The 14649-nt window shown below is 70.8% G+C and carries 9 protein-coding genes; 7 read left to right on the forward strand and 2 right to left on the reverse strand.

The features are described 5' to 3' along the window. Positions 1-11 precede the first annotated feature (11 nt). The 3 genes from ACWCP8_RS01420 to ACWCP8_RS01430 are packed head-to-tail and all read left to right on the forward strand — an operon-like array spanning position 12 to position 4299. On the forward strand, positions 12-719 hold the full coding sequence (locus ACWCP8_RS01420; protein WP_352267722.1) for a thioesterase II family protein: 708 nt from the start codon (positions 12-14) through the stop codon (positions 717-719). Beyond that, on the forward strand, positions 716-1561 hold the full coding sequence (locus ACWCP8_RS01425) for a mycofactocin-coupled SDR family oxidoreductase (RefSeq protein WP_451113874.1): 846 nt from the start codon (positions 716-718) through the stop codon (positions 1559-1561). Before ACWCP8_RS01420 ends, ACWCP8_RS01425 begins: the two co-directional genes overlap by 4 nt. Before the next feature lie 29 nt (positions 1562-1590). Beyond that, entirely contained in the window at positions 1591-4299 is a 2709-nt protein-coding gene (locus ACWCP8_RS01430; protein WP_451113875.1) for an amino acid adenylation domain-containing protein, read from the forward strand. 52 nt (positions 4300-4351) lie between these two features. On the opposite strand, the gene ACWCP8_RS01435 is transcribed toward ACWCP8_RS01430, so the two are convergent. Then, entirely contained in the window at positions 4352-5881 is a 1530-nt protein-coding gene (locus tag ACWCP8_RS01435; RefSeq protein WP_451113876.1) for a ricin-type beta-trefoil lectin domain protein, read from the reverse strand. A 106-nt stretch (positions 5882-5987) separates the two neighbouring features. On the opposite strand from ACWCP8_RS01435, the gene ACWCP8_RS01440 reads away from it, so the two are divergent. From ACWCP8_RS01440 to ACWCP8_RS01455, 4 genes are all read left to right on the forward strand, one after another. Continuing rightward, on the forward strand, positions 5988-7418 hold the full coding sequence (locus ACWCP8_RS01440; protein WP_352267716.1) for a class II fumarate hydratase: 1431 nt from the start codon (positions 5988-5990) through the stop codon (positions 7416-7418). A 44-nt stretch (positions 7419-7462) separates the two neighbouring features. After that, positions 7463-8179 carry a cytidylyl-2-hydroxypropylphosphonate hydrolase gene (fomD, locus tag ACWCP8_RS01445; protein WP_352267715.1) on the forward strand — a complete coding sequence of 239 codons (717 nt, stop codon included), beginning with the start codon at positions 7463-7465 and terminating at the stop codon, positions 8177-8179. A 371-nt stretch (positions 8180-8550) separates the two neighbouring features. Further along, the gene (locus ACWCP8_RS01450; protein WP_352267714.1) at positions 8551-10542 is read left to right on the forward strand and encodes an ATP-binding SpoIIE family protein phosphatase; all 1992 of its coding nucleotides are present in this window, start codon (positions 8551-8553) and stop codon (positions 10540-10542) included. A 133-nt stretch (positions 10543-10675) separates the two neighbouring features. Beyond that, positions 10676-12139: a catalase gene (locus ACWCP8_RS01455; protein ID WP_352267712.1), complete on the forward strand. Its 1464-nt coding sequence runs from the start codon at positions 10676-10678 to the stop codon at positions 12137-12139. Between the two features lie 84 nt (positions 12140-12223). On the opposite strand, the gene ACWCP8_RS01460 is transcribed toward ACWCP8_RS01455, so the two are convergent. Continuing rightward, on the reverse strand, positions 12224-14443 hold the full coding sequence (locus tag ACWCP8_RS01460) for a transglycosylase domain-containing protein (protein WP_382832184.1): 2220 nt from the start codon (positions 14441-14443) through the stop codon (positions 12224-12226). Between the last annotated feature and the right edge of the window lie 206 nt (positions 14444-14649).

Raw genomic sequence — 14649 nt, forward strand, 5'->3', positions numbered from 1 at the left:
GAAGAGAGACCGTGGAAGAGACTGTCCTGATCTGCCTGCCCTTCGCCGGGGCGGGTGCGTCGTTCTTCACGCCGTGGCAGGGGCAGGCCCCGGCGGAGCTGACGATCCTGCCGGTGCAGCTGCCGGGCCGGGAGAAGAGGTTCGCCGAGCCTGCGTACACCTCGGCGGCCGAGGCCGTGGACGATGCGTACGCCCAGGTCACCGCCGCGCTCGGGGGCACGGGCCGACGGGTGGCCGTGTTCGGGCACAGCATGGGCGCGGTACTCGCGTACGAGCTGGCGCACCGGCTCGAACGCGAGCCCGGGATCCGTCTCGAAGCGCTCTTCGTCAGCGGCTCGCCCGGTCCGTGGACCGCCCGCACCGACCGGGCGGGCGGGCTGCCGGAGGACGAGTTCGTCGCACAGGTGAAGAGCTTCGCCGGGTACGCGCATCCGGCGCTGGAGAACCCGGAGATGCGGGAGCTGCTGCTGCCGTCGCTCCGGGCCGACGTACAGCTGCACGAGAGCTACCGGCCGGCCTCCGAGCGGCCGCTGACCGTGCGCGTCGTCTCGGTCCGCGGGCGTGCGGACACGCTCGTCGGTGCGGCCGGCGCTGCCGAGTGGGGGTGGGCGACGAGCGGGAAGCTGACCGTCGCCGAGCTGGACGGCGGGCACATGTATCTGGCCGACCGCCCGGGCGCGCTGCTGGAACTGATCGCCGCCGAACTGGGCGAGGGATGACGACGAGCGGCGGCACCGGGCGGCTGGCCGGACGGACCGCGCTGATCACGGGTGCGGCCCGCGGACTCGGCAGGGCCTGTGCGCTGACGTTCGCCCGCGAGGGCGCGGATCTGGTGCTGCTCGATGTGGCGGGTCCGCTGCCCGGCGTCCCCTATCCGCTCGGTTCGGCGAGCCAGCTCGCGTACACGGCGGAGCTCTGCCGCGACGCCGGCTCCGCCGTGCTGACCCGGCAGGCGGACGTGCGGGATCTCGGCGCGCTGGAGGCGGCGTCGGACGATGCGGAGGAGCGCTTCGGGCGGATCGACGTCCTCGTCAACAACGCGGGGATCGCGGCCCCTTCGGGCCGTTCCGCACACGAGATCACCGAGCCCGAGTGGCAGCTGATGATCGATGTGGACCTCGGCGGTGCCTGGCGGGCGATCCGGGCCGTCGGCGGGCGGATGACCGCGCAGGGCTCCGGCTCCATCGTCAACATCGCGTCGACGGCGGGCCTGGTCGGCTACCGGCACTTCGCCGGTTACGTCGCGGCCAAGCACGGCCTCGTCGGGCTGACCAGGGCCGTCGCACTGGACTACGCGCCGCGCAAGGTGCGGGTGAACGCGGTGTGCCCCGGGTCGGTGCGGGACGACGACGCGATGGAGGGCCGGATGCTCGCGGAGATCGCCCGGTCGCTGGAGGTGCCGGTCGCCGGGCATGAGGAGACGTTCGTCCAGGCGCAGCCGATGAACGCACTCGTCGAACCGCAGGATGTCGCGGACGCGGTGCTCTGGCTGGCGTCCGACGAGTCGCGTCAGGTGACGGGAAGCGTGTTGACGGTCGACGGCGGATTCACGACGCGCTGAGGCGCACCCCTACGAGGAGGAGAGCACCGGTGCCAACTGCCCGCCATACGCTGACGGTCCGCCTGCCGCAGGGCGCGACGGACGACGGCCCGGTCGCGACCGCACTCGCGACGGCGTCGAGGCGGTGGTGGCCGGACGGCCCGCACCCCCGGCTGTGGACCGAGACCGTCCCGGCACCGGCGGACTCGGAGAGGGCAGCACGCCGCCGCGAGACCGAGGCCCGACGTCCGCTCGGACCGGGGCAGCTGCTGCGGGTGCTGCTGCTGCGGTACGAGGAGGAGGGCGCGGGTGAGTCCGGGGGCGGGTCGGCGGGTGGGAGCGCACCCGCCCCTGCGACCGGTGCCACAGACAGCCTCGCGGGCACCCGCGCAGGCAGGACCGCGGGCGACCTCGCGGGTGAGTCCGCAGGCGGGACCGCGCAGGGCACCGTGCGCCCGCCCGTGCCGCGTCCCGGTGATCTCGTCCTCGTCGCCGATCCGGCCGCGTTGGACGCGACCTCGCTCCGGCTGATCTCTCACGTGCTCTGCGGGGAGCTCGGGCCGGACGAGGTACGGACGGCGGAGCACTCCCCCGCAGCGCATCCCGCCCGCGTCCCCGGCCCCGAAGCCCTGCGGCGCGCTGCCGCCACCGCACTCGTACTCGGACGGTACGAGGGCAGGTCGTCCGTGCGCGTGGCCGTGCCCGTATCGGCGCTGGACCGGCCTGGGAACACCCTTGGCGCGTTCGACGGCCGGGCCGTGCTCGAGGCCGACCTGTCCGAGGACCGCACGGTCGGGGACCTCCTCGCCACTCCCCTCAGTCCTCCGGGCGACGACGCCGTCGACGAAGCCGCCCCTGCCGAGCGCCATGTCGCTCGCGTACAGGACCAGTTGGCCAGGGTGCCGCCCGAGACCCCCCTCATCGACCTCGTCCTGCTCGACGAGACGGAGTCCGCCGAGCAGCTCGCCCTCGGCCGCCCGCCCCGCTCGGCCGCCCCGCCGCCTCTCCCTTCCCGCCGCATAGACGAGGCCTTCGCGGACCAGGTCGCCCTGCGCCCCGAGGCGCCCGCCCTGACCTGCGGCCGGCGCACCCTGACCTACCGGGAGCTGGACTCCCGCGCCGACGAACTGGCCGCCGGGCTGCGCGCCCGGGGCGTCCGGCCCGGTGACCATGTGGGTCTCTGCCTGCCCCGCTCGACGGACCTCGTCGCAATGATGCTCGCGGTCCTCAAGGCGGACGCGATCTACGTACCGCTGGATCCGGATCACCCCGCGGACCGCCGCGCCCGCACCGCCGAGGACGCCGGTCTGCGGCTGACGGTGGAGGACACCGCCCCCCTCACCGGCCGTCCGGCCGACCGCCGGGCCCCCACCGCCCGGCCCGCCACCGCCCCGGCGTACGTCATCCACACCTCCGGCTCGACCGGCCGCCCCAAGGGTGTCGTCGTGCCGCACGCCAATGTCCTCGCTCTCATCGACGCCACCCGCGACGACTTCGGTCTCGGCCCCGGCGACACATGGACGCTCTTCCACTCCAGCGCCTTCGACTTCTCCGTCTGGGAGATCTGGGGCGCCCTGCTGACCGGCGCCCGGCTGGTCGTCGTCGACTACTGGGTCTCGCGCTCCCCCGCCGATTTCCACGCCCTGCTCGTACGGGAGGGGGTCACCGTTCTCAGCCAGACCCCGTCCGCGTTCACCCAGCTCATGGCCGCCGACCGGGAGCACGGGGAACGCCGGGGCCAGGGGACGCCGCTCGCCCTGCGCCTGGTCGTCCTCGGTGGCGAACCGCTGGACGCCCGCCCGCTGCGCGACTGGTTCGACCGCCACCCCGAGGACCGCTGCCGGCTGGTCAACATGTTCGGCATCACCGAGACGACGGTCCATGTCACGGCGCAGACGGTGACCCGGCGCACGGCGCTGTCCGGGTCCCGCTCGGTGGGGCGTCCGCTGCCCGGCTGGTACGTGTACGTGCTCGACGCCCGGGGCAGGCCGGTCCCGCCCGGGGCACCCGGCGAGATCCATGTCGGCGGCGCCGGGGTCGCGACGGGGTACCTGGGCCGCCCGGGCCTGACCGGGCAGCGCTTCGTGCCCGACCCGTGGCACGGCGGACGGATGTACCGCAGCGGCGATCTGGGCAGGCTGCTCCCGGACGGCACGCTGGAGCATCTGGGCCGGATCGACAGCCAGGTGAAGGTGCGCGGCTTCCGGATCGAGCTGGACGAGATCCGTCACGTGCTGCTGGCCGATCCGTCCGTGACCGCGGCGGCGGTGACGGTGTCCGGGGACGCGTTCCTCGATGCGGCGGGTGTGCGGATCGATGCGTACGTGGTTCTGGCGGCGGACCCGGCCGGCCCGGCCGACGACATACGCCGGCGGGCCGCGAAGCTGCTGCCGGAGCACATGCTGCCCGCCTCGGTGACCGCCCTGCCGCGGCTCCCGCTCACCCCGAACGGCAAGCTGGACCCGTCCCGGCTGCCCGCCCCGACGGCCCCGGCCGACGCCCCTGCCGACGCCCCGCCCGGCACCCCCGCCCCCGCCCCCGCCGCGGCCGACCCCTTCGCCGAACTTACCGGGATCTGGGAATCCGTCCTCGGTGTGCCGGTCGGCCCCGACGACAACTTCTTCGATCTGGGCGGCAATTCGCTCTACGCGATCCGTCTCGCCACCGCGATGCGGGAGCACGGCCTGCCTCCGGTGCCGCTGCGGCGGCTCTATCTGTCCCCGACGGTCCGGTCCCTGAGCGAGGCGGTGGACAAGTGACGGCGCGGTGGCCGCACCGCGCGACCGCCCCGCCGTCATGTGCCCTACGGACCTACGCGAAACGCTGCTTCGCCGTCCCGTCGCACGCCTGGAGCTTCAGCGGGTCCCTGGCCGCCGCGAGCGTCAGGCACAGCCCGGCCGAAGCCGCCGGGCGCAACGTGCCCGACTCCTGGACGAACTGCTGGTTCGCCGCACCCGAGCAGTTCCACAGGATGAGCGTGGCACCCGCCCCGTAGCCGGCGCCCGGCACATCAAGGCACCGGTCGTGGCTCAGTTCCGTACGGACGGTCCTCGTGCCTGCGTCGTACCACCAGCCCTGGTTGCGGCCGCCGTGGCAGTCCCAGCCCGCGATCTTCGTGTTGTTGCGGGTCACCGACGCGGGGACGTCCACACACGTGCCGGTGGCCTCGTTCTTGAGGGGCTTGAAGACCGAGTCCCAGGCGGCAGGCTCCAGGACCGGCTTTCCGGTGCTCGCCGGGTCGGCGCAGCTCGCCTCGCGCAGACCGGAGTTGTAGATCTGCGTCAGGCAGGAGGCGAAGGCGGCGTGCCCGCGCGCATTGGGGTGGAAGGACTGCCGGACGGAGTTGGAGTCCGGCGGGAAGTGCGACAGGTCGATGTAGAGGCCGCGTGCCCAGGTGTCCTCCATGCAGACCTCGTGGCCGTGGAAGAGCCGGGAGTTGTCGAGGTAGACGGCCCCGGTGTCGGCGGCGGCCTTGCGCATTCCGCGCTCGAAGGCGGGGACGGCGACGTTACGGCCCCAGGCGGCGTCGGAGTCGTAACCCGCGCAGCCACCCGGAATCTTGCCGGGGAAGTTCGGGTTGTCGTTGAAGTCGGGGCCGATGGGGCTGGGGTAGCCCATCACCACGAGCTTGTAGTCGCCACTGGTGTAACCGGCGTCGGACATGACGGTCTGCAGGTCGCGTACGGTCTTCTCGACCTTGGGGACGAGCCCGTCGATCCGAGCCTGCCAGCCGCCCTCGTACGTCGGCCGGCACGCACCCTGGAGGAGCACCCAACGCTCCACGCAGTCCGTCATCACCGGGCCGAACTGGAGGTCGTCGTTGGCGCCGGCCACGAGCACGATCATCTTGATGCGGGTGTTGCGGGCCTTGATGGCGAGGTTGTCGCTCTGCACGAGTTCGTCGGCGTACTGCCTGGATCCGCCGATCACGATGTTTCCGGTGTACGCGCCCGAACAGGAGACGTTGTACGTGACGTCGGCGGGGATCCCGGTGCGGTGGATGGCGGAGTCGGGCGAGCGGTGGCACCAGTTGTCGGGGCCGTTGGTCCCTGCCTCGTACGTTCCGACGCCCTCGCCGGAGATCTCGCTGTCGCCGAGCGAGATCAGCCCGGTCCTGCGGTCGGCCAGCGGGCGCTCCGCCGGGTCGCCGTACATCCGGATGGCTTCGGCGGCGCGGATGGCCTCCAGCTCGGGCGGGAGGGGGATGGATGCGGTAGGGGTGGTACCGGACCGGTGTGCCGCGCCTGCCGGTCCGGCGGCAGCGGTCATGCCGCCTAATACCGCCGCCATGGCCGCGGCGGCCGCGACCGTACAGCGGACTCTGCGTCTGGTGCGCCTCATTGCGCCTCCCCGGGTTGTGGTTACCCCCGGTATTTACTGGCCGGTAGGCGAATTGGGAATACACAGAACAAGACAAGTGCTCAACTTTTTCAGGAGGTTGAAACCCATGGACGACGCACAGACACCCGCCGGCACGGCCGACACCACCGGCGGCACCGAGTACCGCATCGAGCACGACTCGATGGGTGAGGTGAAGGTCCCCGCCCACGCCAAATGGCGGGCCCAGACACAGCGCGCCGTGGAGAACTTCCCGATCTCCGGCCGGCGCCTGGAGCGGGCCCACATCGAGGCCCTGGCCCGGATCAAGGCCGCCGCGGCCAAGGTCAACGCCGAGCTCGAGGTGCTCGACCCGGACATCGCCGACGCGATCCAGGACGCAGCGGGCGAGGTCGCCGACGGCCGCTGGGACGCGCACTTCCCGATCGATGTCTTCCAGACCGGGTCCGGCACGTCCTCCAACATGAACACCAACGAGGTCGTGGCCACCCTCGCCACCGAACGTCTCGGCCGTGAGGTCCACCCCAACGACCACGTCAACGCCTCGCAGTCGTCCAACGACGTCTTCCCGTCCTCCATCCACATCGCCGCGACCGCGGCCGTCACCGGTGAGCTGATCCCCGCCCTGGACCATCTGGCGGCCGCGCTGGAGCGCAAGTCCGCCGAGTTCGCGACCGTGGTGAAGTCGGGTCGTACGCATCTGATGGACGCGACGCCGGTGACCCTGGGTCAGGAGTTCGGCGGCTACGCCGCGCAGATCCGGTACGGCATCGAGCGGCTGAACGCATCGCTGCCGCGCCTCGCCGAACTGCCGCTGGGGGGCACGGCCGTCGGCACCGGCATCAACACCCCGCCCGGCTTCTCCGCCGCCGTGATCGCCGAGGTCGCCCGCGTCACCGGGCTGCCGCTCACCGAGGCCCGCGACCACTTCGAGGCGCAGGGCGCGCGGGACGGGCTCGTCGAGACGTCGGGCCAGCTCCGCACGATCGCGGTCTCGCTCACCAAAATCTCCAACGACCTGCGCTGGATGGCGTCCGGCCCGCGCACCGGATTGGCCGAGATCAGCCTTCCCGACCTCCAGCCGGGCTCGTCGATCATGCCGGGGAAGGTGAATCCGGTCATTCCCGAGGCCGTCCTGATGGTCGCCGCCCAGGTGATGGGGAACGACGCGACGGTCGCCGTCGCGGGCGCGGCGGGCAACTTCGAACTGAACGTCATGCTGCCGGTCATCGCGAAGAACCTGCTGGAGTCGATCCGGCTGCTGGCCAACGTCTCCCGGCTGCTGGCGGACCGTACGGTCGACGGGATCACGGCCGACGTGGAACGGGCCCGGGAGTACGCGGAGTCCTCGCCGTCCGTCGTCACCCCGCTGAACAAGTACATCGGCTACGAGGAGGCGGCGAAGGTCGCCAAGAAGTCGCTCGCCGAGCGGCGGACGATCCGTGAAGTGGTGCTGGCCTCGGGGTATGTGGAGCGCGGAGATCTCACGGTGGAACAGCTCGACGAGGCGCTCGACGTGTTGCGTATGACCCGCCCGTGACGTGGATCGCAGCAACCGGGCGGCGGCATCCCTAAGATCTCTCCATGGCAGGTAGGGGAGACAACGCGCGCGCAGAAGTCGATCGCCCGGATGCCGCGTACTGGGCGCCGGGCGATCACATCCTGTGGCGCTACCGCGGCAACGGTCCGCGGTCGCCCGGCGGCGCCCACGGCCCGGTTCACATCTGTCGGCCGGTCACTGTCGTCCAGGACACCGACGAACTGCTCGCCGTCTGGATGGCGCCCGGCACCGAATGCATCAGACCGGTCCTCGCCGACGGCACCAGTGTGCACGCCGAGCCGCTCGCCACCCGGTACACCGCGCCCCGCACCGTCGCCCGCTCGACCTGGTTCGGCAGGGGCGTGCTGAAGCTCGCCCGGCCCGGCGAACCCTGGTCGGTCTGGCTGTTCTGGGACCGCGGCTGGACCTTTCGCAACTGGTACGTGAACCTGGAGGAACCGCGCACCCGCTGGGCCGGCGGTGTCGACTCCGAGGATCACTTTCTCGACATCGCCGTGCACCCCGACCGGAGCTGGCGCTGGCTGGACGAGGACGAATTCGCCCAGGCGCAGCGGGTCGGTCTGATGGACCGGGACACCGCGCGGCGAGTACGGGAGGCGGGCCGCGCGGCCGTCGGCGTGATCAACGCCTGGGGCACGCCGTTCCGGGACGGCTGGGAGAATTGGCGGCCCGATCCGCGGTGGCACGTGCCCGCGCTGCCGGATGACTGGGACCGTACGCCCTCGCATATGCCGTCGTGAGACCCTTGATGCACCCCAGGGGGGCAAACGTAGGATCGTCCTCCGGAGGGCTGCTCCGCTCCAACCGGCGCGCGCGGCAGAGGACCTGACCGCAAGTCATCGCACGAGTTGCACGATCTTCATGAGCCGCATCAGTTGCATGAGCAGCAACAACCGCACGAGCCACTACGAGGGGGTGGAGATGTGCACGCTGTCCGCCGCCGAAAAGGCGGAATCGTTGTCAGCGACACACCCCGCAGGCATACGGTTTCGGCCCCGCAGAGCTGGGCATGCGATGGCAGCCGTTGTCATCACCGCCCTCGCCGGGGCACAGTGGCGCCCCACAAGGTGATTGCCTCATACAACCGGCCCGGACGGACGGAACCCCACGCGTGACGGAGCATCCCACCTCCCACGAAGGCCGGCAGCCTCTCGCCGCCCGGTCGCAGGAACGCGCCCGGCCGCGGCAGCAGGACGCCGCGCCGGCAGCCGCCCCTGCCACCGCAGCGATCCCCGGCCCCGCCGCGGCGTCGGGCCCGAAGCCCGCCACGCCGGCGGGCACCGGCTCGAATCCCACGGCGATTCCCGGCCCTGCGGCGGCACCGACCCCCGCCGTGGCACCGAGCGCCGCGGCGGCGGGACCGGACCCGCAGACGGTGGCCCGCCGCGAAGGTGACCGGCTGCGCTTCGTGGGCGCCGCGACCCGCCGGATCGCCCGCGGCATAGATCTGGACGAGATCGTCCTCGGCCTGTGCCGGGCCAGCGTGCCGACGTTCTCCGACGCCATACTCGTCTACCTCCGCGATCCGCTCCCGGTCGGCGACGAGCGCCCGGCCACCCCGTTCGTGCTGCGGCTGCGCCGGTCCGACCGGCTGCGTTTGAACGATGAGGAGACCGAGACCTCCCCGGAGACCGAGCGGCTGCGCCCGCCCGCCATCGACCCGCACGCCGACCTGACGCCCGCGGCCGAACTCTGCGAGGTGCAGGCGGGCGGTGCGCTCGCCGAGGTGCTGCGCGGCGTACGGCCCGTCTTCGGGGACTCCGCGGCGGCCCGCGTCGCCCTGCCCGAACTGCTCGGCGCCGGGCGCACCGTCCCCTCCGGCCACCGGGTGATCCTCGCCCCGCTGCGCGGCCGCCGCCGGGTGATCGGTGCTGCCGTCTTCCTGCGCGGGACCGAGCGGCCCCCGTTCGAGGCCAATGACCTGCTGGTCGCCGCCCAGCTGGCCACGCACACCGCGCTCGGCATCGACAAGGCCGTGCTGTACGGGCGCGAGGCGTACATCGCCGATGAGCTGCAGCGCACCATGCTGCCCGACTCACTGCCGCAGCCCACCGGCGTCCGGCTCGCCTCCCGCTACCTCCCGGCCGCCGAGACGGCCCGGGTCGGCGGTGACTGGTACGACGCCATCCCGCTGCCCGGCAGCAGGGTCGCCCTGGTCGTCGGCGACGTCATGGGCCACTCCATGACGTCCGCGGCAATCATGGGCCAGCTGCGCACCACCGCGCAGACCCTCGCCGGGCTCGACCTGCCGCCGCAGGAGGTGCTGCACCACCTGGACGAGCAGGCGCAGCGGCTCGGCAGCGACCGGATGGCGACCTGCCTGTACGCGGTGTACGACCCGGTCGCGCACCGGATCACCATCGCCAACGCCGGGCACCCGCCGCCCGTGCTGCTGCATCTGGGCGGCCGCGCCGAGGTGCTGCGGGTCCCGCCCGGCGCCCCGATCGGCGTCGGTGGGGTGGACTTCGAGGCCGTCGAGCTGGATGCGCCCTCGGGCGCCACGCTGCTGCTGTACACCGACGGCCTGGTGGAGTCCCGGCTACGGGACGTCTGGACCGGTATCGAGCAGCTGCGCGAGCGGCTTGCCGCCACCGCCCAGCTCACCGGACCGGATCATTCGCCGCCGCTGGAGGCGCTCTGCGACGACGTGCTCGACATGCTCGGCCCGGGCGACCGGGACGACGACATCGCGCTGCTCGCCGCCCGGTTCGAGGGGATCGCGCCGAGCGATGTCGCGTACTGGTTCCTGGAGCCTGAGGACTCCGCCCCCGGACGGGCCCGGCGGCTGGCCCGCAGGGCGCTCAGCCGGTGGGGCCTCGACGAGCTCTCGGACTCGGTGGAACTGCTGGTCAGCGAGGTGGTGACCAATGCAGTGCGGTACGCGGAGCGACCGGTGACGCTGCGGTTGCTGCGGACCGACATCCTGCGCTGCGAGGTCGGCGACGACGCCCCGCAGCTGCCCCGGCAGCGCCGGGCCCGCGACATGGACGAGGGCGGCCGCGGCCTGTTCCTGGTGAACCGGCTGGCCCGGCGGTGGGGTGCGACCCGGCTGTCGACCGGCAAGGTCGTCTGGTTCGAGATGCCGACCCGCGGCCAGCAATAGGGTGCGGTCGAAATAACCCAAGTCTGGACAAGGTCTACATGTTGCCGACCTCTCTTCGTCGGAGTTGACTCAGTCGTGACCGGGCGCTGCCTGGACAATCTGACCGACACCCCGCACCGACGGGAGGACGCTCGTGACCGAGGAAACCAAGAACGCTCCTTACACCACGAACAACGCCGGGATCCCGGTGGAGAGCGACGAACATTCACTCACCGTCGGATCCGACGGCCCGATCCTGCTCCAGGACCACTACCTCATCGAGAAGATGGCCCAGTTCAACCGTGAACGGGTCCCCGAGCGGGTGGTGCATGCCAAGGGCGCCGGGGCCTACGGCACCTTCGTCGTGACCAACGACGTCAGCCAGTTCACCAAGGCGGACCTCTTCCAACCGGGCAAGCAGACCGCCATGCTCGCCCGTTTCTCCACGGTCGCCGGCGAACAGGGCTCCCCCGACACCTGGCGCGACCCCCGCGGCTTCGCGCTGAAGTTCTACACGGAGCACGGCAACTACGACATGGTCGGCAACAACACGCCGATCTTCTTCGTACGGGACCCGATGAAGTTCCAGGACTTCATCCGCTCGCAGAAGCGCCGCCCGGAGAGCGGGATCCGCGACCACGACATGCAGTGGGACTTCTGGACCCTCTCCCCCGAGTCCGCGCACATGGTGACGTGGCTGATGGGCGACCGGGGCATCCCGAAGACGTACCGCAACATGAACGGTTACAGCTCGCACGCCTATATGTGGGTGAACGCGGGTGGCGAGCGGTTCTGGATCAAGTACCACTTCAAGACCGACCAGGGCATCGACTTCTACACCCAGGCCGATGCCGACGAGGTGGCCGGTACCGACGGTGACGTCCACCGCCGCGACCTGTTCGAGTCGATCAAGCGCGGCGATCACCCGAGCTGGACGCTGTACGTCCAGGTCATGCCGTTCGACGACGCACCGGACTACCGGTTCAACCCGTTCGACCTGACCAAGGTGTGGCCGCACGGCGACTACCCGCTGATCGAGGTCGGCCGGATGACGCTGAACGAGAACCCGGAGGACTTCTTCGTCCACATCGAGCAGGCGGCCTTCGAGCCGTCGAACCTGGTGCCCGGCATCGGCCCGTCGCCCGACAAGATGCTGCTCGGACGGCTCTTCTCGTACCCGGACACCCACCGCTACCGGATCGGCCCGAACTACGCGCAGCTGCCGCCGAACCGTCCGCGCTTCTCGCGGAACTCGTACGCGAAGGACGGCCCGATGCGGTACGAGCCGACGCGCACGGGAGCGGTCTACGCGCCGAACTCGTACGGCGGGCCGTCCGCGGACACCGAACGCTTCGGCGACCCGGCGGGCTGGGCCACCGCGGGCGAGATGGTCCACGAGGCGTACAAGCTGCACCGGGAGGACGACGACTGGGGCCAGGCGGGCACGATGGTCCGCAAGGTGCTCGACGACGCGGCGCGCGATCGGCTCGTGTCGAACATTTCCGGCCATCTCCTGGACGGCGTGAGCCGCCCGGTCCTGGAGCGGGCGCTGCAGTACTGGCGCAACGTCGACAAGGACCTCGGCGACCGGATCGCCAAGGAGGTCAACGGCGGCTGACACCGTCGTACGCGGACGCACGGGAGAGGGGCGATGCCGGCCGGCATCGCCCCTCTCCCGTGCGTTCACCGCTCGCTCATGCGTTCACTGATTGAGCGGTTTGTTGTTCCCCGGCCGCCCGGAGTTCGCTCCCCCGCCCGGCAGGACGGGGGACTCGCTCGGCAGGACGGGGGACTCGCTCGGCGTCTCGATGGGTGACTGACTGGCCGAATCGCTGGGCGTGTCGCTCGGGCTCTGCGAAGGCAGGTCCGACGACTCGGACGGCGACGGGTCGGGGCTCTGTGACGCCGAGGGGCTCGTCGACGGGCTGGCCGGCACGGAGACCTCGCCGCGCTCGACATCCTGAAGATCGAACCGGGCACTGGAGCCGCCGCCCAGCGCGCCGAGGGTGTAGTCCGCCCAGATCTGCGCCGGGAAGCCGCCACCGTTGGCCCGGCCGGAGTTGGCGGTACCGGTCAGACTGACCTGGCCGCCGCCGTCCTTGGGGGATTCACCGAAAAGCGCCACGACCGTGGTGAGCTCCGGGGTGTAGCCCGCGAACAGGGCGGACTTGTTGTTCTCCGAGGTGCCCGTCTTGCCCGCCGCCTCGTAGGCCGAGGTGTTGGCCGCCTGGCCGGAGCCGCTGTCCACGACGCCCCTCAGGACGGAGGTCACGGTGTCGGCGGACTTGCGGCTGATCACCTGATTCCCGATGCCCTTGATCGGGTCGACCGTGCGGTCCCGGTGCTTGGCGGACTTCACGATGAACGGGGTGACCTTCCGGCCGTGGTTGTCGAGCGTCGCGTACGCGCCCGCCATGTCCCAGGTCGAGGCGTTCATCGTGCCCAGTGTGATGGCGGGGCGCTCGGGGAAGTTCTGGTCCGGTACGCCGAGCGCCAGCGCGGTCTCCTTCACCGCGGGCGGGCCGACGTCGACCACCATCTGCGCGAAGACCGAGTTGATCGACTTGTTCATCGCGGTCTGCACGGTGACGTCACCGTAGCTCCGGTTGTCCTCGTTCTCCGGGGCGAACGGAGTGTCGCTGCCCACGACCGGCCGCTTGCTGGTGCCGTCGTAGCGGGTGTTGACGCCGATCAGATCGCCGTCCTGGGTTTTCGCCTCGTTCTCCAGCGCGGAGGCGAGGACCAGCGGCTTGAAGGTGGAGGCGGGCTGGTAGTCCCGACGCGTGGCGTTGGAGATGTAGTGCTTGACGTAGTCCACCCCGCCGTAGAGCGCGACAACTGCGCCGGTCTTCGGGTCGACGGAGGTGGCACCCGCCTGGACGGTCGCGTCGACCTTGTTGCCCTTGCGGTCCAGCTTGGACTCCAGCTGGCGGTCGACCGACGCCTCCAGCTGCTTCTGCCGCTTCTTGTCGATGTTCAGGGTGAAGGTCCAGCCGCCGGCCTCCCGCATGTCCCCCGTGATGCCCTGCTTGTCCAGCTCCTTGTTGGCGGCCTCGACGAGGTATCCGGTCTGGCCCTCCATGCCGCGGGCGGGCTTGGGCTTGTCCGGGACGGGGAACTTCAGGGTGTCGCGCTGGGCCTGGTCGAGCCAGTGCATCTCGACCATGTTGTCGAGCGTGTAGGCCCAGCGCTCCTTGACGAGCCTGCGGCCGGTGGGCGTCGCGACCGCCCAGTCGTACTGGCTGGGGGCCTGGAGCAGCGCGGCCAGATAGGCACCCTGGGAAACGTTGAGGTCCTTGGCGTCGACCCCGTAGTAGGCCTGCGCCGCGGCCTGGATCCCGCTCGCGCCGCGTCCGTAGTACGCGGTGTTGATGTACCCGGCGAGGATGTAGTTCTTGTCCTTCTTCTGGTCGACCTTGAGCGAGATCACCAGCTCTTTGAGCTTGCGGCTGACCGTCGGATCCTGCGTCAGGTAGTAGTTCTTCACGTACTGCTGGGTGATCGTCGAGCCACCCTGCTTGCCCTTGCCGGAGAGCGTGTTGAGGATGCCGCGCGCGGTGCCCTTCAGGTCGACGCCCTTGTCCTTGTAGAACGTCTTGTTCTCGGCGGCGACGAAGGTGTGCTGCACCTCCTTGGGGACCTGGTCGAGGTCCACGATCTGGCGGTTGACCCCTTTACCGGTCCGGGTCAGCACTGTGCCGTCGCTGTACTGGTAGACGTTGCTCTGCCGCTCGGCCAGGGCGTTGGCCTTCGGTATGTCCACGTACAGGTAGAGGGCCACGAAGGCGCCCATGATCAGCAGGCAGAACCCGAAGAACGTGCCCAGCATCTTCCGCCAGGTGAAGAGTCTGCGTATGCCGCCGCTCTTCGCGGCCCGCCGCGCTCCGCGCTGCTGGGCTCGTCGCGCATCCGCTCGACCCATCGCTGTATCGCTCCCGTTTCTCTGCTCGCCTGATCCGCCCGGCCCAGACAGCTAACACTGTCGGCAAGGACAAAATGCAGCCGATCCGGTCTTTTCCGGACGTGACAATCAGCACCCGTTCCCTAAGGAACCGACTCCCGGGAGGTGCGCATGGTTGCGAATTCGCTTAATGTGTAATCACATTGCTAGCAACACGCTAGACACGC

The sequence above is a fragment of the Streptomyces sp. NPDC002206 genome (assembly GCF_053593595.1).

Bases quoted from the DNA above. Each gene is read 5' to 3' on its own strand.
- ACWCP8_RS01435 (WP_451113876.1), bottom strand. From the start codon at position 5,881: ATGAGGCGCACCAGACGCAGAGTCCGCTGTACGGTCGCGGCCGCCGCG.
- ACWCP8_RS01425 (WP_451113874.1), top strand. From the start codon at position 716: ATGACGACGAGCGGCGGCACCGGGCGGCTGGCCGGACGGACCGCGCTG.
- fomD (WP_352267715.1), top strand. From the start codon at position 7,463: ATGGCAGGTAGGGGAGACAACGCGCGCGCAGAAGTCGATCGCCCGGAT.
- ACWCP8_RS01460 (WP_382832184.1), bottom strand. From the start codon at position 14,443: ATGGGTCGAGCGGATGCGCGACGAGCCCAGCAGCGCGGAGCGCGGCGG.
- ACWCP8_RS01440 (WP_352267716.1), top strand. From the start codon at position 5,988: ATGGACGACGCACAGACACCCGCCGGCACGGCCGACACCACCGGCGGC.